The 19,137-nt window shown below is 71.4% G+C and carries 14 protein-coding genes and 1 pseudogene; 11 read left to right on the top strand and 4 right to left on the bottom strand.

Annotated features, from left to right (window positions below):
• The 7 genes and pseudogenes from H577_RS17825 to H577_RS15780 form a co-directional block, all read left to right on the top strand.
• Positions 1-187 (top strand): annotated as a pseudogene (locus H577_RS17825) (enoyl-CoA hydratase/isomerase family protein); the annotation flags it as partial.
• A 348-nt stretch (positions 188-535) separates the two neighbouring features.
• Positions 536-1,246 (top strand): hypothetical protein, encoded by a 711-nt coding sequence (locus tag H577_RS0108820; protein WP_029145654.1) that lies wholly within the window; start codon positions 536-538, stop codon positions 1,244-1,246.
• Positions 1,247-1,447: 201 nt separating this feature from the next.
• Entirely contained in the window at positions 1,448-2,086 is a 639-nt protein-coding gene (locus H577_RS0108825) for a TetR/AcrR family transcriptional regulator (RefSeq protein ID WP_029145655.1), read from the top strand.
• Between the two features lie 2 nt (positions 2,087-2,088).
• Positions 2,089-3,822 carry an ABC transporter ATP-binding protein gene (locus H577_RS0108830; protein WP_029145656.1) on the top strand — a complete coding sequence of 578 codons (1,734 nt, stop codon included), beginning with the start codon at positions 2,089-2,091 and terminating at the stop codon, positions 3,820-3,822.
• Complete coding sequence (locus tag H577_RS15775; protein ID WP_036284361.1) at positions 3,819-5,876, top strand: ABC transporter ATP-binding protein; 2,058 nt, start codon at positions 3,819-3,821, stop codon at positions 5,874-5,876. Before H577_RS0108830 ends, H577_RS15775 begins: the two co-directional genes overlap by 4 nt.
• 57 nt (positions 5,877-5,933) lie before the next feature.
• Positions 5,934-6,821 (top strand): PP2C family protein-serine/threonine phosphatase, encoded by an 888-nt coding sequence (locus tag H577_RS0108840; RefSeq protein ID WP_029145657.1) that lies wholly within the window; start codon positions 5,934-5,936, stop codon positions 6,819-6,821.
• A gap of 77 nt (positions 6,822-6,898) precedes the next feature.
• The gene (locus tag H577_RS15780) at positions 6,899-9,877 is read left to right on the top strand and encodes an FtsK/SpoIIIE domain-containing protein (RefSeq protein ID WP_051191895.1); all 2,979 of its coding nucleotides are present in this window, start codon (positions 6,899-6,901) and stop codon (positions 9,875-9,877) included.
• Here the strand turns inward: H577_RS15780 and H577_RS0108850 are convergent.
• A complete protein-coding gene (locus tag H577_RS0108850; RefSeq protein ID WP_029145658.1) occupies positions 9,862-12,186 on the bottom strand; it encodes an arylsulfatase in 2,325 nt (774 codons plus the stop codon). The two genes, H577_RS15780 and H577_RS0108850, sit on opposite strands and share 16 nt — an antisense overlap.
• A gap of 104 nt (positions 12,187-12,290) precedes the next feature.
• On the opposite strand from H577_RS0108850, the gene H577_RS17035 reads away from it, so the two are divergent.
• Positions 12,291-13,313: a LacI family DNA-binding transcriptional regulator gene (locus H577_RS17035; RefSeq protein ID WP_051191896.1), complete on the top strand. Its 1,023-nt coding sequence runs from the start codon at positions 12,291-12,293 to the stop codon at positions 13,311-13,313.
• A gap of 193 nt (positions 13,314-13,506) precedes the next feature.
• On the opposite strand, the gene ald is transcribed toward H577_RS17035, so the two are convergent.
• Positions 13,507-14,622 (bottom strand): alanine dehydrogenase, encoded by a 1,116-nt coding sequence (ald, locus tag H577_RS0108860; RefSeq protein ID WP_029145659.1) that lies wholly within the window; start codon positions 14,620-14,622, stop codon positions 13,507-13,509.
• Positions 14,623-14,678: 56 nt separating this feature from the next.
• Positions 14,679-15,668 carry an asparaginase gene (locus H577_RS0108865; protein WP_029145660.1) on the bottom strand — a complete coding sequence of 330 codons (990 nt, stop codon included), beginning with the start codon at positions 15,666-15,668 and terminating at the stop codon, positions 14,679-14,681.
• A gap of 42 nt (positions 15,669-15,710) precedes the next feature.
• On the opposite strand from H577_RS0108865, the gene H577_RS0108870 reads away from it, so the two are divergent.
• Entirely contained in the window at positions 15,711-16,205 is a 495-nt protein-coding gene (locus tag H577_RS0108870) for an OsmC family protein (RefSeq protein ID WP_029145661.1), read from the top strand.
• Here the strand turns inward: H577_RS0108870 and H577_RS0108875 are convergent.
• Positions 16,174-16,986 (bottom strand): lysophospholipid acyltransferase family protein, encoded by an 813-nt coding sequence (locus tag H577_RS0108875; protein WP_051191897.1) that lies wholly within the window; start codon positions 16,984-16,986, stop codon positions 16,174-16,176. The two genes, H577_RS0108870 and H577_RS0108875, sit on opposite strands and share 32 nt — an antisense overlap.
• Before the next feature lie 80 nt (positions 16,987-17,066).
• Between H577_RS0108875 and H577_RS0108880 the strand changes: the two genes are divergently transcribed.
• Both H577_RS0108880 and dxr read left to right on the top strand, forming a co-directional pair.
• Positions 17,067-18,014, top strand: coding sequence for an FKBP-type peptidyl-prolyl cis-trans isomerase (locus tag H577_RS0108880; RefSeq protein WP_029145663.1), 948 nt, complete (start codon positions 17,067-17,069; stop codon positions 18,012-18,014).
• A 40-nt stretch (positions 18,015-18,054) separates the two neighbouring features.
• Positions 18,055-19,137 carry a 1-deoxy-D-xylulose-5-phosphate reductoisomerase gene (gene dxr, locus H577_RS0108885; protein ID WP_029145664.1) on the top strand — a complete coding sequence of 361 codons (1,083 nt, stop codon included), beginning with the start codon at positions 18,055-18,057 and terminating at the stop codon, positions 19,135-19,137.

The raw sequence follows: 19,137 nt of genomic DNA on the forward strand, positions 1-19,137 counted from the left end.
CGGCGCGACCGCCGCGTTCCTGGCGAGCAAGATGATCGTCGCCCGGGTGCGCGACGAGCGGATGAGCCTGTGGGACACGATCGCCGCCGAGACCGTCGCGCAGACCCAGCTGGCCGCCACCGAGGACTACCGCGAGGGGTTCGCCGCGTTCCAGCAGAAGCGGCGGCCCGCCTTCCGCGGGCGCTGACCGGGGCAACCGGGCCCCGTTCCCGGGCACGCGCGCGCCCGGCACACGGCCCAGGGCGTACTGCCGACGCGTGCCGCGTGCACAACTGCGGGGATTTTCGGCGACACGCCGGGGACGGATGCCGCAACCGCGGCGTGTCGCGCACGATCCCCGCAGTTGTGCACGGCCGTGCATCACCGACATCCGTCGCAGATCACCGGCATCCGTCGCAGATCACCGACATCCGTCGCAGGCGGGCTCGTCACGGGTTTCCGCCGCATGCCGCCCCGCCCCGACATGACGGGGTCGCTCCGGCCTCGTGGACCGACACGTGTCGATACCGATCGATATCATGGGCCATGCTGATGGATGGCCAGCAGGGATGATCGCGAAGAGCAGACCGTGCGGATCGGCGAGGAGGATCCAGTGAAGCGTGAGATCACCCGCTTGCCGGTGTTGCGTGTTGCCGTGGGCGTGGCCGCCCTGCTCGTCACGGCGGTGCTTGCCGGCTGCGCGGCACACGACAGCGATTCCGTCCAGCCGACGCCGAATGTGCTCTCGCAAACGGATAAAGACCGGATCACACAGGCCACATTGGACCAATTGTGGACTGAATCGGGTCTACCTGACACACAGCGACCCACAAATATCTCGCGAGTCCGCTATATCACTCTTGATGAGTGGGCAGACGTGATGGCCGACTGCATGACGAAGCAAGGTGCGCCCACCGAGGCTGATCAGGGAGGGCTGACGTACCGGAGCACAGATGCAACCGACGGTCAGTACGCCCTCGCGCGGTACGTATGTGAGAGCATGTACCCGACGGACCCGGTGATGCTCTCCCCGCTGAATGTCAGTCAATTGCGCTATTTGTATTCCTACTATATCGGGCCGTTCCGGGAATGCATCAAGAAGCATGGATACGACATCAGCGAGCCGCCGTCCGAGAAGGTGTTCGTCGAGAATTATCGACGAACGCCATGGAATCCTCTCAACGGCCAGAACGATCCCGCCTTGTCGCAGCTCACCGCACAATCTGGCCCTTGTCCCCAGCGGCCCGCAGGACTCTATGGCAAGTAGTCGACCGTTCGTGACCGAGCATCGGCACCTGACTCACTGTCGATGACGTCAGTCGTGTCCGAGAGGCCGACGCGGCCACCTGATAGACCAGAGGGTCCGCTGCCTTCGGTGCGTCTGCGCGAGCGAGAGCGCCCCCGCGTTCGCCCAGAGCGCACACCCGGACGTTGCGGAGTGAGTGCTCACTCATTACGCTCGGACTCCGTGGACGCGACCGATCTCTCCGATGCGACGGCGCCCGCCGACACGGGCGACACCGAGCAGGCGCGCACCCGCGCCGAGCCGATGCCGCCCGAGCAGCGCCGCGCGATGATCGCCGAGCAGGCGGTGCCGCTGTTCCTTGAGCACGGTTCCGCGCTGACCACCCGCCAGCTCGCCGAACACCTCGGCATCGCCGAGGGCACCGTCTTCCGCGCGTTCGGCGACAAGGAGTCGCTCACCCGCGCCGCAGTCGAGACCTTCTTCGCCCAGTCGCGGGCGCGTATGGAGGAGGGCCTGGTCGACCCGACGCTGCCCCTCGAGCAGAAGGTCGCGGCCCTGGTCAGCGGCACGCGCACCTGGATGAGCCGGATGATGCGGATGCTGTCGCTGATCCCGCGCGAAGAGATCCCACAGCTGCTCTCGGGCCCCGGCGACACCGCCTACCGTGAGGCGATCGCCGCCGTGTTCGCCCCCGACGCCGACCAGATCACGGTGCGCAGCGACCGGCTCGGATCGATCATGCGCATCGCCGGGATGGCCGCCAACGCCGCCCGGTTCGACGAGGACGCCGGCCTCACCGACGACGAACTCGTCCACTTCATCCTCTACGGCATCGCGGGCGTGCCCCGCGGAAAGGAATGACCGTGCTGGGCAGACTCCTCGTGCGATACCTGCGCCCCGGCTGGGCGCTCATCATCGGCGTGCTGGTGTTCCAGATCGCGCAGTCACTGGCATCCCTGTGGCTGCCGACGCTGCAGGCCGACATCATCGACGACGGCGTGCTCAAAGCCGACATCGGCTTCATCTGGCGCACCGGCGGCATCATGCTCGCCATCAGCCTCGTGCAGATCCTCTGTGCGATCGCCGCCGTCTACTTCGGGTCGCGCCTGGCCATGGGGCTGGGTCGTGACATCCGCTCCGACCTGTTCCACCGCGTCGTCGCGTTCTCGCAACGCGAGGTCGGACAGTTCGGCGCCCCGTCGCTGATCACGCGCAACACCAACGACGTGCAGCAGGTGCAGATGCTGGTGCAGGTCTCGGCCACGCTCATGGTCTCGGCCCCGATCCTCGCCATCGGCGGCGTCATCTTCGCCATCCAGCAGGATGTCGGTCTGTCGTGGCTCATGGCCGTGTCGGTGCCGGTGCTGCTGATCATCGTCTCGCTGATCGTCGTGCGCATGGTGCCGGCCTTCCGCGCCATGCAGCGCCGCATCGACCGGGTCAACCAGATCATGCGCGAACAGCTCACCGGCATCCGCGTGGTGCGCGCCTTCGTGCGCGAGACCCAGGAACGCGCCCGGTTCGAGAAGGCCAGCTCCGACGTCATGGAATCGGCCGTGCGCGCCGGCAACCTGATGGCGATCATGTTCCCCGCCGTGATGCTCGTGTTGAACGTGTCGAGCGTCGCGGTGATCTGGTTCGGCTCGTTCCAGGTGCAGAACGGCGACACCCAGATCGGCACCCTGTTCGCGTTCCTCAGCTACATGATGCAGATCCTCATGGGTGTGATGATGGCGACGTTCATGTTCGTGATGATCCCGCGCGCCGCGGTGTGCGCGAACCGCATCGGCGACGTGTTGGGCACCGAACCGAGCGTGGCCGCCCCGGCCCGCCCGGCCGAGCCGCCGGTGCCCGCCGGCCGTGTCGTGTTCGACCACGTCGACTTCGCCTACCCCGGCGCCGACGACGCCGTGCTGCACGACATCACGTTCACCGCAGAACCCGGCACCACCACCGCCATCATCGGCTCGACCGGTTCGGGCAAGACCACCCTGATCGGCCTGCTGCCGCGGCTTTTCGACGTCACCGGCGGATCGGTGAGCCTCGACGGGGTCGACGTGCGCGAATACGACCCCGACGAGCTGTGGAAGCGCATCGGACTCGTGCAGCAGAAGGCCTTCTTGTTCTCGGGCACGATCGCCTCGAACCTGCGCTACGGCGATGCCGAGGCATCCGACGACGACCTGTGGGAGGCGCTCGAGATCGCCCAGGCCCGCGACTTCGTCGAGGCGATGCCCGACCGACTGCAGGCGCCGATCGCCCAGGGCGGCACGAACGTGTCGGGTGGGCAGCGGCAGCGGCTCTCGATCGCCCGCGCGCTCGTGCACCGCCCCGAGGTCTACATCTTCGACGATTCGTTCTCGGCGCTCGACCTGCGCACCGACGCCGCGCTGCGCCACGCGCTCGACGAACGCCTGCCCGACGCGACACGCATCGTCGTCGCGCAGCGGGTGTCGACCATCCAGCACGCCGACCAGATCGTCGTGCTCGACCACGGACGCGTCGTCGGCATCGGCACGCACGACGACCTGGTCGAATCCAACGAGACCTACCGCGAGATCGTGGAGTCCCAGCTTTCTGCGCAGGAGGCGGCATGAGCGGCACACAGCAGCAGCGACGCGGCCCCGGTGGCGGCCGCGGGCCCTTCGGCGGGGCCGGCGCGCCCACCCAGAAGGCGCAGAACTTCGGCCCGAGCGCCCGACGACTGCTCGGGATGCTGCGCCCTGACGCGCTGTGGCTGTCGCTGGTCGTCGCATTCGGTGTGGTCAGCGTCGCGCTCAGCGTCGTCGGCCCGAAGCTGCTCGGCCAGGCCACGAACGTGGTGGTCGCCGGGTTCATCTCGATGCAGTTCAAGGACCTGCCCGCCGGGGTCACCAAGGACCAGATCATCGCCCAGATGACCAAGAGCGGTCAGGGGCAGTTCGCCGACATGCTGCGCAGCGTCGATTTCACGCCCGGCGCCGGCATGGACTTCGCCAAGCTCGGCTGGCTGATCGCCGCCGTGCTGAGCGTGTACGCGATCTCGGCCGTGTTCATGTGGTTGCAGGCCCGCATCCTGAACGTCGTGGTGCAGCGCGCCATGCACCGCATCCGGATGCTCGTGGAAGACAAGCTGCACCGGCTGCCGCTGTCGTACTACGACCGCATGCAGCGCGGCGAGCTGCTCAGCCGGGTCACCAACGACGTCGACAACATCGGCCAGACCCTGCAGCAGAGCATGTCGCAGGTGGTGATCTCGCTGCTGACCGTGCTGGGCGTGCTGATCATGATGTTCTCGATCTCGCCGCTGCTGGCGGCGATCGCGCTGGTCACCATCCCGCTGACCATCGTCATCACGGTGCTGGTCGCCAAGCGCTCGCAGAAGCTGTTCGTCGCCCAGTGGGCGGCCACCGGCGTGCTCAACGCCCGTGTCGAAGAGACCTTCTCGGGTCACTCGATCGTCAAGGTGTACGGTCACCAGCGCGACGTGGAGGCCGACTTCCGGCGCGAGAACGATGCCGTGTACCGCGCCAGTTTCGGCGCCCAGTTCGTGTCGGGCATCATCATGCCGGCGATGATGTTCGTCGGAAACCTCGTCTACGTCGCCATCGCGGTCGTCGGCGGGCTGCAGATCGCCTCCGGGGCGATCTCGATCGGCGATGTGCAGGCGTTCATCCAGTACTCCCGGCAGTTCACCCAGCCGCTGAGCCAGTTGGGCTCGATGGCCAACCTGCTGCAGTCCGGCGTCGCCAGTGCCGAGCGGGTGTTCGAACTGCTCGACGAGCCCGAAGAGACGCCCGACCCCGACCCGGCGGCCACCCTGCCCGACGAGGCGAGCCACCTCGCCTTCGACGACGTGTCGTTCCGCTACCTGCCCGACAAGCCGCTGATCGAAGACCTCGACCTGTCGGCCGAGCCGGGCAGCACCGTCGCGATCGTCGGTCCCACCGGCGCCGGCAAGACGACCCTGGTGAACCTGATCATGCGCTTCTACGACGTCGACTCCGGACGCATCCTGCTCGACGGCGTCGACACCCGCACCATGACCCGCGGCGACCTGCGCGGACGCACCGGCATGGTGCTGCAGGACACGTGGCTCTTCGCCGGCACGATCCGCGAGAACATCGCCTACGGGCGGCCCGAGGCATCCGACGACGAGTTCATCGCCGCCGCCACCGCCGCCTACGTCGACCGGTTCGTGCACGCCCTGCCCGACGGGTACGACACCGTGCTCGACGACGAGGCCACCAACCTGTCGGTGGGCGAGCGGCAGCTGGTCACCATCGCCCGGGCGTTCCTCGCCGACCCGCGCATCCTCATCCTCGACGAGGCCACCAGCTCGGTCGACACCCGCACCGAACTGCTCATCCAGCGGGCGATGTCGAACCTGCGCGCCGACCGCACCTCGTTCGTGATCGCGCACCGACTGTCCACCATCCGTGACGCCGACCTCATCCTGGTCATGGAAGAAGGACGCATCGTCGAGCAGGGCACGCACGATCGGCTGCTGGCGGCCAAGGGTGCCTATTGGCGGCTGTACAACGCGCAGTTCGAAGCCCCCGTCGTCGACACCGGTGCCCCGCCCGTGCCGGCCGTGGTGGGTGCCGGGCCCGTCGGTGTGGCCCCGGTCGTCGCCGACGCCGATCCCGACGGTGGGGAGGGTGTCAACTAGGATGTGAGGCGTCGTCGGCCACCCTCGGCGGCGCACCCTGATCAGGGAGGACACCGCGTGCCCGACGTGCGCACCCGATTGCGAACGGTCCCATTGGCCGATGGGACCGTCCGGCTCGCCTGGGCCGCCGCCACCGATGTGGGGCGGCGGCGCGAGGTGAACCAGGACGCCGTGCTGGCCGAATACCCGCTGTTCGTCGTCGCCGACGGCATGGGCGGTCACATCGGGGGTGAGATCGCCTCGACCAGCGCCGTCGACCGGCTGCGTCCGGTCGCCGAAGCCGGCACGGTCGGGCCGAAGGTGATCGAGAAGGCGCTCGGCCGGGCGGTGAAGGACATCGCCGCGCACGTCGGTGACACCGACGAGGGCACCGGCACCACGGTGACCGGTGTGTACCTCGACGCCGACCGGGCCGACCCGCACTGGGTGACCTTGAACATCGGCGATTCGCGCGTCTACCTGCTGCGCGACGGGCAGATCGTGCAGATCACCACCGACCACTCCGTCGTGCAAGAGCTCGTCGCCTCGGGCCGGCTCAGCCCCGAGGAGGCCGAGAACCACCCCTACGGCAACGTGATCACCCGTGCGGTCGGCCCCTCCGACAGCGTCAAGCCCGATTACGTGCGGCTCGACCTGGTCGACGGCGACCGGTTCGTGATCTGCTCGGACGGGCTCACCAAAGAACTCACCGACTACGGCATCCAGCACTTCCTGGGCGAGCACCCCGACCCGGGCGACGCGGTGACCGCGATGCTCGAGGCGGCTCTCGAGAACGGCGGCCGTGACAACATCTCGATCATCGTGCTGAACGTCGGCGTCGAACGCGCCGGGCAGGCGACACCGGCGCCGGACCCGGCCGCCACGGTGACCGACACCGCAGGCGAAGCCGAGGCGACGGATGCCGCGGGCGAGCCCGTCGGCGATTCCTCCCCAGATCGCGCCTGACCCGCCGACGGGCCGATCTGTCCACAGATCGGCGGCGACCGCCCCACCGGCCGGTGGCGGCCGCTTGACTGGAGCGCATGTTCCGGCAGCGCGCGCATCCCGTTCCCGATCGACCCGAACGCGACGCGCCGCCCGCAGACCCGTTCCCCCATGCCGGATCGGGAACCGGCGGCGCGGCGCAGGCGTGGCCGGACGTGCTGGGCGGGCCCGACGCCGATGCGCCGCTGCGACTGCCGACGCCGGCGCCCCCGCCGCGGCGCAGCGGCGTACCGCTGGTGGCGTCGGCGGTGCCGGTGCTCGGAGCCCTCGCGCTGTGGCTGGCCACCGGAACCGTGATGATGCTCTGGTTCGCGGCGCTCGGTCCCCTCATCGCGGTGGCGTCGCTGCTCGATGCCCGCCGCACCGCGCGGCGCGACCGGCGCCGGGCCGCGGCGGATGCGGCACGGGCGCGACGCCGTGCCGCGTCGGCCGTGGCTTCCCGGCACGAGCATGAGCGCCGGGCGCTGTGGTCGCGGCATCCCGATGTGCACGGGCTCCTGCGGCCGGCCGCGCACGGCGGCGATGAGGTGTGGCGCGCCGTCGCCGGGCGCGGCGACGACCTGGTCGTCGGCCGCGGCGCCGCCCGCAGCGCCGTGCGGGTCGAGGGAGGGGACGAGGGCGCCGAGACCGCCGCGCTGCGCAGGCGGGCCGCGGTGCTCGACGACGCCCCGGTCACCGTACGGGCCGAGCACGGCGTCGCGGTCGTCGGGCCCGAACCGGCCGCCCGCGCCGTGCTGCGTGCGCTGGTGCTGCAGCTGTGCCTGGCCCTGCCGCCCGACCGGCTTCGGGTTGTCGAACCGGCCGACCCGGCCGACCCCGACGCGGCCTGGCTGGCACGACTGCCGCACGCCGGCACCGGCCCGGCACGCGACGGGGTGCCCACGCTGGCCGTGACCGCGCCCGGCGACGGACCCGTCGACGCCGACATCGTGCTCGCACGGGTGCGTCCCGGCGAACCCGCGCCGCCCCGCTGCCGCTGCGTGCTCACCCTCACCGGTGTCGGCCGGGCCCGGCTGCGCGGCGACGGCGACGTGCGCGACGTGCGTGTCGAGGCCGTCGGCGCCGGGCAGGCGCACGCGATCGCCGCCGCACTGGCCGCCCGCGCCGAGGCGGCGTACGGGTGGGCGGAGCGCGACGAACCGGTGGGTCTTGCCGATCTGCTGCCCGACGAGTCGGCACCCGCCGGTGGACTGGTCGCCGTGGTCGGCACCGCCCGTTCCCGCCCGTTCCGCATCGACCTGGTCGCCGACGGGCCGCACGCGGTCGTGGCGGGCGTGACCGGGTCGGGCAAGAGCGAGCTGCTCACCACCTGGGTCACCGCGCTGTGCGCCCGGTACCGCACCGACGAGGTGGCGTTCCTGCTCGCCGACTTCAAGGGCGGCACCGCGTTCGACGCCCTCGCCGGGCTGCCGCACGTCACCGGGGTCATCACCGACCTCGACGCCGGGGGTGCGCAGCGTGCGCTGCAGAGCCTGCGGGCCGAGTTGCGCCGCCGCGAGGCCGAGATCGTGCGCGCCGGCGCGCGCGACATCGACGGCACCGGCCTTCCTCGCCTGGTGATCGTGGTCGACGAGTTCGCAGCGCTCTTGGCCGGGCATCCCGAGCTGCAGGACCTGTTCACCGACATCGCCGCACGCGGCCGCGCCCTGGGCATGCACCTGATCCTCGGCACTCAGCGGGCTGCGGGGGCGTTCCGCGAGGGGCTGCTCGCGAACTGTCCGCTGCGGATCAGCCTGCGGGTGACGGACGCCGCCGACAGTCGCCTGCTCCTCGGCTGCGACGATGCGGCCGTGCTGCCGGGCACACCCGACCAGCGGGGGATCGCCCTCGTGCGCCGCGCCGCCGACACCACCCCGCACACGGTGCGCATCGCGCTGTCGTCCGCCCAGCTCGTGGCCCGCACCGCCGCGGGCGCGCGCGGGCCGGTGCCACGCCGCCCCTGGATGCCGCCGCTGCCCGAGAGCCTCGCCCTCGACGAAGCCGCCGTCGACGCACCGGAGGGCATCGTGCTCGGCCGTGCCGACGACCCCGACCGGCAACGCCAGGACCCGGTCGTGCTCGGTCCGCTCGAGCGCGGGCTCGGCGTCGTAGGTCGGGCAGGATCGGGGCGCACCGCCGTGGCGGCGTTGGTCGCGGCCCAGGCACGACGGCCGGTGTGGATCCCCGCCGACGCCGAGGCCGCCTGGGACGAGATCGACCGGCTCGCCGAGCATTCCGTCACGCCGGGCACGGTCGTGATCGTCGACGACCTCGACGCGCTGCTCGCGCGGTACCCGCTCGATTACGCGCAGGCGGTCGCCCAGCGGCTGGAACGAGTCGTGCATGCCGCGGGCCCGGGCGGTGGGCAGGTCGTGTTCACCGCCCAACGGCTCGCCGGCGCCACCGCTCGACTGATCGAACTGCTGCCGCGCCGGGCGTTGCTGGCGGCCGCCTCGCGCGCCGAGTTCGTCGCCGCCGGGGGGCCCGGTGACCGCTTCGACGAGCGGATGCCACCCGGTCGCGCCCTGCTCGAGGGCCGTCTCGTGCACTTCGCCCTGCCCCCGGTACCACCACCGGTACCGCACACCGCGCCGACGGTGTGGGACCCGCGCGGGCGCGTCACCGCCGTCGTGGCGCGCCCCGGCCCCGCCGCCCGTGCCGTCACGGCGGTCGCGGCACGGCACGGTGTACCGGTGCTCGACGTCGAGGCCGCCGCCGCCGACACCGTACACCCCGCCGCCACCTCGCACCCCGGCGACACGGATGCGCCGGCGCCCGCGGTGATCGTCGGCGACGGCGACGGGTGGCAGCGCGCCTGGCGGCTGCTGCAGACGGTGCGCGGCACCCACGACCTGCTCGTCGACGCCGCGTGCGCCGCCGAGTACCGGCTGCTCACCGGACTGCGCGAGCCACCTCCGTACTGCACCCCCGGGCGGTCACGCGCGTGGTTGCTGCACGCCGGTGGGCCGCCGGTGCGCGTCGTCGTCGACGATGGCGACGAGGCGGCGACCGGCCGGGCACCTCACGAGACGAGGTAGGCGCGCTCCAGCTGCTTCTGCAGCACCGTCACCGGTTCACCGTGCGGCGAGATCAGCACTTCGCGGAGCAGCCCGGTGTACGGGAACGGCGCCTCGTACCGGTCGCTGACCGGCGTCTCACTGTCGAAACCGCAGCAGAAGCCCTCACCGGTCAACCCGTAGTTGAACGGTACGGTCCGCTCCACGGCCACCTGTCCGGCCACAGTGCCGTCGACCAGCACGGTCGCCGTGCCCCGCACCCCGCGGATGCCGTCCCGGCTCAGCGCCGGCGAGATCTCGAACGTGCCGTCGACGGCGAACTCCAGGCCCAGCAGCACGTCGCCGGCCGGGATCGGCTGCGCCGACCGCACCCGGTAGCGCGCTCGCCCCAGATAGTTGTGCTCGAAGTGCAGACGGTCCTCGTCCACATACAGCGTCCAGCCGCCGAACCGGCCACCCTGCGCGACGAGCACGCCACGATCTCCCGCCGCGAACCGCACATCGGCGACCACCGAGAACGACCGCATCCGTACGTCCACCGCCGCCTCGTTGTCGATCCGCGACGTACCCGGCCAGTACCGGAACACCTCGCGTCGGCCGAACGGACTGGGCCGCAGCCCCTTGTGCTGACGGGCGTGCAGCGGCAGCACCCCATACCGCCCGGCCTCGACGTGCCACATCGCCTTGAGCTCCTCGACGAGGCGTGGCAAGGCCTCGGCCAGGTCGTGCACCTCGGACGGGTCGGTGCGCACGTCGTACAACTCCCACGCATCGTCGAAGAACGAGGCATCCGGATCCCCCGGCCCATCCGAGGGATGCGCCGGGGGAGCGGCGTGGAAGGTCACCGCCTTGTAGCCGTCGCGGTACAGCGCCCGCGACCCGTACATCTCGTAGTACTGCAACCGGCGCGACTGTGGGGCGTCGGCGTCGGTGAGGCTGGCCGCGAAGCTGACCCCGGCGACCTCCTCCTGCGGCACACCGCGCAGCATCGCCGGAAACTCCGTCCCCAGCAGGTCGAGGATCGTCACCGGCACGTCCACGGCGTGGATGTACTGGTGACGGATGCCGCCCCCGGGCACCGCGCGCGGCCACGACAGGATGAACGGGTCGGCGATGCCGCCGTTGTGCACCTGGCGCTTCCAGCGTCGGAACGGCGTGTTGCCCGCCATCGTCCAGCCCACCGGGTAGTGCCCGTACGTCTGCGGACCGCCCAACTCGTCCAGCTGGGCGAGGTTCTCGTCGAGCGACGCGTGCAGCCCGTTGAACATGAGCACCTCGTTCACCGAACCGTCGAACCCGCCCTCGCCGCTGGCACCGTTGTCCGAGACGACCACCACGAGCGTGTTCTCGCGCTCGCCGAGCCGGTCGATCGCCGTCATCAGCCGGCCGATCTGCTCATCGGTGTGCGTGAGGAACCCGGCGAACACCTCCATCATCCGCGCGTACAGCCGTCGCTGCGGCTCGCTCAGCGAGTCCCATGCCGGGATCCAGTCCGGGCGCGGCGACAGCTCGGTCTCGGGCGGGAACAGCCCCAGCTCACGCTGCCGGGCGAACGTGCGCTCCCGCCAGGTGTCCCACCCCTGGTCGAACCGCCCCCGATAGCGGTCGATGTACTCGCGCGGCGCCTGATGCGGGGCATGGCATGCGCCGGGGCAGAAGTACAGGAAGAACGGCTTGTCGGGGTCGACCGACCGCAGATCGCGGATGTCGCGGATCGCCTCGTCGACGAGGATCTCGGTCAGGTGTCGTCCGTCGTCGGGGTCGGCGTCGATCAGCGTGTTGTCGCGCACCAGATCGGGCGCGTACTGGTTCGTCTCGCCGCCGAGGAAGCCGAAGAACCGCTCGAACCCCTTGCCCAACGGCCAGCGGTCGAACGGACCCGCCGCGGTGACCTCCTCGGACGGGGTGAGGTGCCACTTGCCGACCGCGTATGTCGCGTAGCCGCGCTCTTTGAGCACCTGGGCGATCATGCCGCTGGTTTCGGGCACCACCCCGTCGTACCCCGGGTAGCCCTGCGCGAGCTCCGAGATCATGCCCAGCCCGTTGGTGTGGTGGTTGCGCCCGGTCAGCAGAGCCGCGCGGGTCGGCGAGCACATCGCCGCGGTGTGGAACCGCGTGTACCGCACGCCCGCGTCCGCCAGCGAGTCCATCACCGGGGTGTCGAGGTCGGAGCCGAAACAGCCCAGGTGCGCGAAGCCGACGTCGTCGAGCACGATCACCACGACGTTCGGGTCGTCCGGTTGCGCCCGCGGCGGCATCCGCCATGCCGGTTCGGACTGCTCGGTGGTGTACCCGATGCGTCCCGAAAAGCGTGCTCCCTGCCAGCCCATGATTCCCCCCGGATCCCGTCGAACTCTTCTGCCACGATAGGGGAGGACACGCCTGCAGCCCAACGCATCTGAAACGATATGATCGGCTGCAGAGAGGATGCCTCATGCCGCGCGACGCGCCCCGCCCCACCATCCGCGACGTGGCCCTGGCCGCACGGGTGTCGACGGCGACGGTGTCGCAGGCGTTCAACCCCGAGGGCCGGATCGCCGCCGCCACCCGTGCGCACGTGCTCGCGGTGGCCGAGCGGCTCGGATACCAGCCCAGCTCCGTCGGGCGTGCCCTGCGCACCGGACGCACCGGCGTGCTCGGCGTGGTGCCGAGTTTCCGCGAGGCGTCCACCGACCGCAGCGCATACCTGGGACGGCTGCGCGCGGTCACCGCCGGCGTCGTCGAGGGTGCCGCCGCGCACGGCTGCGGCGTGGTCGCGGCGCAGGCCGGCGGCGACGGTCGCGTCACGGCCCCGCTGGCCTACGACGGGCTGGTGCTGGTCGACCCGATGCCCGGCGACCCGGTCATCGAGCGCGCCCTGCACGCCAAAACCCCGGTGGTGACGGTGTTCGGCGCGGTCGACGAGCGCGACGCGCGCGCCGTGCGCTCGGTGGCCGTCGACATCGCCGCACCGCTGGTCCGGTATCTCGACCGGGTGTCTCAGACGGTCGACGACTTCCGTCCGGCGATCTTCGTCGGCTCGCGCCTGGACGCCTTCACGCACGAGGCGCTGCGATCGTTCCAGGCGTGGTGCGCCGGGCGCGGCGTCACCGCCGCCGGTGCGGCGCTGCAGCCCGGCGAGACCGCCGCCGACGGCGCGCGCCGGCTGCTGGGGGTGCGCGTGCCACCGACCGTCGTCGTGTGTCTGGACGAGCCGTCCGCACGCGCGGTGCGGGTCGAGGCGTGCGGTCTGGGCATGGCGGTGCCCGACCGGGTGCGCGTCGCCGCCGTCGGCGACGCGCACCCGTTCGACCCCGCCGGCGGCGTCGACGTGTTCGCGGTCGACGCGGCGGCGTGCGGCGTGGCCGCCGCCGAGGTGCTGGCCGCCCTGATCGGACAGGGCGATGCGCACAGCGTCCGCATCCGCCCGGCCGACCCGATCGATGAGAAATCGTTCATGAGGTCGCGGGGGCGCTGATCCGGCCCGCATAATCGAGGTACCCGCCCGGGGCTTGTAAAACGATTTGCATCGTGTGGCCGTCGGGCGTGGCACGCAGGACCACCGTCCGGCGGCGCTCGATCGGGGGGCCGTGCGCCTCCGGACGGTTCCTCCCGGGCCGGGATGCGCGAACGCCCCCGGCCCGGGTTCTGCTCACGGCCTCGGCGCGGGCTCAGCCCAGCAGCTGCTCGGCGGGCGTGTGTGCCAGGGCGTGCGCGGCGGCGACACCGGCATTGGCGAGCTCGCCGGCGGCGGTGTTCAGTCCGGCCGCCAGCGCCGCATCCGCCCGCAGCGCCTGCCGCCAGCCGCGCCCGGCGATCTGCCGGATGTACGGCAGGGTGGCGTTGGTCAGCGCCGAGGTCGACGTGTTGGGCACCGCCCCGGGCATGTTCGCGACGCAATAGAACACCGTGTCGTGCACCCGGAAGGTGGGGTCGTCGTGCGTGGTCGGGTGGGTGTCGGCGAAGCATCCGCCCTGGTCGACCGCGATGTCCACCAGCACCGACCCCGGCCGCATCCGCGCCACCATCTCGTTCGTCACGAGCTTGGGCGCCTTCGACCCCGGGATCAGCACCGACCCGATCACCAGGTCGGAGCCCGCGACCGCGCGGTCGAGGTCGAGAGGGTTGGATGCCGCGGTCTTCACCCGTCCGCCGAACAGCTCGTCGAGGTACCGCAGCCGGGCCACGTTGGTGTCGAACACGGTCACGTCGGCGCCCATGCCGGCCGCGATCACCGCCGAGTTCGATCCGGCGACCCCGCCGCCGATGATCGTCACGGTCGCCGGCCGGGTGCCGGGGACCCCCGACATGAGCAGGCCGCGTCCGCCTGCCGACCGCAGCAGCGTGCCCGCGCCCACCATGGGCGCCAGCCGCCCGGCGACCTCGCTCATCGGGGCCAGCAGCGGCAGGCCGCCGCCGGGCAGCTGCACGGTCTCGTACGCGATCGCGGTGACCCGATCGGCAAGCAGCCGCTCGGTGAGCGGACGGTCGGCGGCCAGGTGCAGATAGGTGAACAGCACGAGGTCGTCACGGAAGTACCCGTACTCGGAGGCGATCGGCTCTTTCACCTTCAACAGCAGCTCGGCGCGGGCCCACACCTCGGCGGCGTCGTCGAGCAGGGTTGCGCCGGCATGCGCGTATTCCTCGTCGGGCATCGACGAGCCGGCACCCGCGCCACGCTGCACGAACACCTCGTGGCCCGCCGCAACGAGATCGTGCACACCCGCCGGAGTGAGTGCCACGCGGTACTCGTTGTTCTTGACCTCGGTGGGGACGCTGATCCTCATCGTGGATCCTTTCCGCTCCTGATGGGAGCTCGTCGGGCTCCGGTGCGGAGCCGCCTCTAGAACGCCGGCCGGATGGCGCCGACGTCCACTCCGCCGCCGGTGACGACCAGCGGAAGCTGCGATGCGGCGGCGGCGACGTCGGCCGGCGCGAGCGCGCCGGCCAGTTCCAGCAGTCGCAGCGCGACCACCGCTCCCGCACGGTTCGCACCGTCGAGCATCTTGAGCGCCACCGTGGTGCCGTCGGGCGCGACCATCACCTGCACGCCTTCGGCGCCCATCTTCGAGAACACGCCCAGCCGCTCGGTGAGCACGGTGTCGCCCCGCCCGGGTCCGGCGATCGTCCACGGGTGCTCCCGCACGGCGCGCACCAGGGCGCCCGCGTTGCGGTGCAGTGCGAACGGCGAGCTCGGCGACGAGGTGCCGATGCGGTGCACGGCTTTGGCGAGACCGGCGAGGCTGACCGCATACACCGGGGCACCGCATCCGTCGATCGCGGTGGCGGCGGTCTTCTCACCGGTCATCCGTTCCACCAGCTCCCGAATCTGCACCTGCAGCGGATGGGCGGGGTCGAGGTAACCGGCCACATCCCAGCCGGCGGTGCGGCAGGTCAGCAGCATGGCCGCGTGCTTGCCGGAGCAGTTCATGCGGATGCGGGCCGGCTCCGAGCCGTCCCGCACCATCTCGTCGCGGGTGGCGGCATCGCCCGGCCACGCCGGCGGGCAGCCCAGGTCGTCTTCGCCCAGACCTGCGGCGGCGAGGATGTCACGGACCACGGCGACGTGCCGGTCGGTGCCCGAGTGACTCGCGGTGGCCATGGCCAGGCGCTCGCCGTCGAGGGGTGCGCCGGCGGCCAGGCAGGCCAGCGCCTGGATCGGTTTGAGCGTCGAGCGGGGCAGGACGGGTGCTGCCGTGTCGCCGTACTCGCGCAACGGCTCGCCGTCCGGGCCGAGCACGATCGCGGTGCCGACGTGACGGGACTCCACGAAGCCGCTGCGTTCGACGACGGCGAGCTCGACGGCGGCGGTGGCGGCGAAGGTCTGCGGCACGCTCCCAGCCTAGCGCCGCGGCGTGCCTGCCAGACTGGGCGCATGATCGGCGAACACCATTACCGGCTGCGGGCCGTGTGGACCGGCGACCGCGGCACCGGCACCAGCGGCTACCGCGACTACGACCGGCTGGTGACGCTGTCGGCGGCGGGAAAGCCCGACCTGCTCGCGTCGTCCGACAAACCGTTCCGCGGCGACCCGACCCGGTGGAACCCCGAAGACCTGCTGCTGGCGGCCCTCAGCGAATGCCACCTGCTGTCGTACCTGCACGCGTGTGTGGCCGCCGGTGTCGTGGTCGTCGGCTACACCGACGACGCGTCCGGAGTGATGACCGAGGACGGTGCCGGCGGGGGAGCGTTCACCGAGGTGGTGCTGCGTCCGCACGTGGTCGTCGCCGAGGCATCCATGGTCGAATCGGCCACGGCGGCGCACCACCAGGCGCACGAGTGGTGCTTCATCGCGAACTCGGTGAACTTCCCGGTGCGCATCCAGCCGGTGATCGAGGTCAGCGGCGCTCGTGCGGAAGGACCTGCTTGATCCGTTCGATCGGGGTGTGCGCGGGCACCTCGTTGTACGCGTGCGCGAGCTCCTGTCCGCTCAGCTCGTGGATGGCCGCCATGATCTGGTCGGTGGCCAGCCGCCGTGCGCGACCCGAGGTGGCCGGCCCATGCGCCGACACGTCGATCGGTGCGCCGAACGCGATCGTGACGCGCGGGCGCAACCGCGGGAACTTCGCCCCCACCGGCATCGCCTCGTTCGTGCCGACCAGGCCGACCGGCACGACCGGTGCGCCGGTCTGCAGCGCCAGGAACGCGACGCCGGTGCGCCCCTTGTACAATCGGCCGTCCAGCGACCGGGTGCCCTCGGGGTACAGCGCGATGGCCTCGCCGGCTTCGAGCAGCTGCTTCTGCTGGTCGAGTGCGTCGAGCGCCGCCTGCCCGGCGCCGCGGCGCACCGGGGTGGCTCCCAGCGCGGTGAAGAACGTGCGGCTGAACCAGGTGCCGACGCCGGTGCCCTCGAAGTAGGTCGCCTTCGCCAGAAAGCGCACGTTGCGGGGGGATGCCACCGGGATGGCGATCGAGTCGATGAACGACAGGTGGTTGCTGGCGAAGATCACGGGGCCGGTGCGCGGCACGTTCTCGCGCCCGGTGATCTTCGGGCGGTACAGCACGCGGGCCAGGGGGGTGAGCAGAAAGCGCCCGAGCGCATAGGCGAACGCGACCGACGGCGGTGACGACGGCGTGGGGGCGTCGGGGGCGGGCGTCTCCGGTTCGGTCACCCATCGAGGGTACTGCCGAATCCATGCCGCGACGGGCATGGCCGGTCGCTCTCAGCAACGTCATGAGAAAGTGCGCGAGGATGGATGCTTCCGCCAGACCCCGATTCTTGAGGATTCCCGTGCGCACCCGCCCCATCATCGCCCTGTCCGCCGCCGTCGTCGCGGCCCTCGCCCTCGTCGGCTGCACCGCACAGTCCGCGCCGACGACGTCGCCGAGCGCGACCGCCGCGGCGAACCTGTGCACCGCCAAGGTCGCCTCGGGCGCGACCTCCGATGCGGTCAAGGTCACCGGCGAGGTCGGCAAAGAGGCCAAGGTCAGCTTCAGCAAGCCGCTGGAGGTGAAAGACCTGCAGAGCACGATCGTGACCGAGGGCACCGGCCCCAAGCTCAAGGCCGGTGACCTGGTGCAGTTCGCGCTCACCGAGTACAACGCCAAGACCGGCGCCAAGAACGGCTCGATCGGCCAGGGCGAGGGCAGCCTGCTGCCGCAGCAGATCTCGCCCGACTCGATCCTCGGCCAGGTGCTCGGTTGCGCCGGGGTCGGCACCCGCGCGGTCGCGACGATCCCCGGCGACGAGTCGAACCCCGCCAGCGTCGACGTCGTCGACGTGCTCAAGGTGATCCCCGGTGCGGCATGGGGCACCGACGTCGCCGCCCAGCCGGGCTTTCCGACCGTGAAGCTCGCCGCCGACGGCACCCCGTCGGTCACGCTGCCCAAGGGCGACGCGCCCACCGCGTTCGAGAAAGAGACCCTGAAGAAGGGTGACGGCGCCAAGGTCGCCACCGGCGACGCGGTGCTCGTGCAGTACTACGGCTACTCATGGACCACCGGCAAGGAGTTCGACAAGAGCTGGGGAACCCAGCCGTTGCCGTTCCAGGTCGGGCAGGGTGTCGTCGAGGGCTTCAGCAAGGCCGTCGAAGGCGAGACCGTGGGGTCGCAGATCGTCGCCGTGCTGCCGCCGTCGGTCGCCTACGGCGAGGGCAAGGTCAACGACAAGGACCTCAAGGGCCAGACCCTGGTGTTCGTGATCGACATCCTCGCCGTGCAGCACGCCGCCGCACAGTGACCGCATCCGCATCGGCACCGGCGGGGAATAGGCTGGCCGCATGCGGCGCGTGATCGTCCTCGGCTCCACCGGATCGATCGGCACGCAGGCGCTGGAGGTCATCCGCGCCAATCCCGACCGGTTCGAGGTCGCGGGGCTCGCCGCAGGCAGCGACCGCGACGCGCTGGCGGCGCAGGCCGACGAGTTCGCCGTCGACGACCTCGCCCTCGGCGAGGTCGAGGCAGAACAGCTGGTGCGCGATGTCGAGGCCGACGTGGTGCTGAACGCCATCACCGGTTCGGTGGGGCTCGGCCCGACGCTCGCCGCGCTGGAGGGCGGGCGCACCCTCGCGCTGGCGAACAAGGAGTCGCTCATCGTGGGCGGCGAACTCGTCACCGCCGCAGCGGCGCCCGGCCAGATCGTGCCGGTCGACTCGGAGCACTCCGCGATCGCCCAGGCGCTGCGCGCCGGCACCGCCGACGAGGTGCGGCGGCTGGTGCTGACCGCCTCGGGCGGGCCCTTCCGCGGCCGCGACCGGGCCGCGCTGGCCGACGTGACCCCGCAGCAGGCGCTCGCCCATCCCACATGGCAGATGGGTCCGATGGTGACCACCAATTCGGCGACGCTCGTGAACAAGGGACTCGAGGTCATCGAGGCGCACCTGCTGTTCGAGGTGCCGTACGACCGCATCGATGTCGTCGTGCACCCCCAGTCGATCGTGCACTCCATGGTCGAGTTCGTCGACGGGTCGACGATCGCGCAGGCGTCCCCGCCCGACATGCGGCTCCCGATCTCGCTCGGGCTGGACTGGCCGCAGCGGGTGGCGGGCGCGGCACGACCGCTGGATTTCACGACCGCGTCGAGCTGGACGTTCGAGCCGCTCGATCACGACGCGTTCCCGGCGGTGGCCCTCGCCAAGCGTGCGGGGGCGGCTGGGAGCACCTATCCGGCCGTGTTCAACGCCGCCAACGAGCAGGCCGTCGCCGCCTTCCACGCTCGCCGCCTGTCGTTCCCGGGGATCGTCGACACCGTGCGCGCCGTCGTCGAATCCCACGAGGCGCCCGGCGCGCTCACGCGCGAGGCGCTCGCCGAGGCCGAGCGCTGGGCGAGAGCCGAGGCCGACCGCCTGATCGCCGCCGGGTGA

The sequence above is a fragment of the Microbacterium luticocti DSM 19459 genome, assembly GCF_000422405.1.
Classification (GTDB): Bacteria; Actinomycetota; Actinomycetes; order Actinomycetales; family Microbacteriaceae; genus Microbacterium; species Microbacterium luticocti.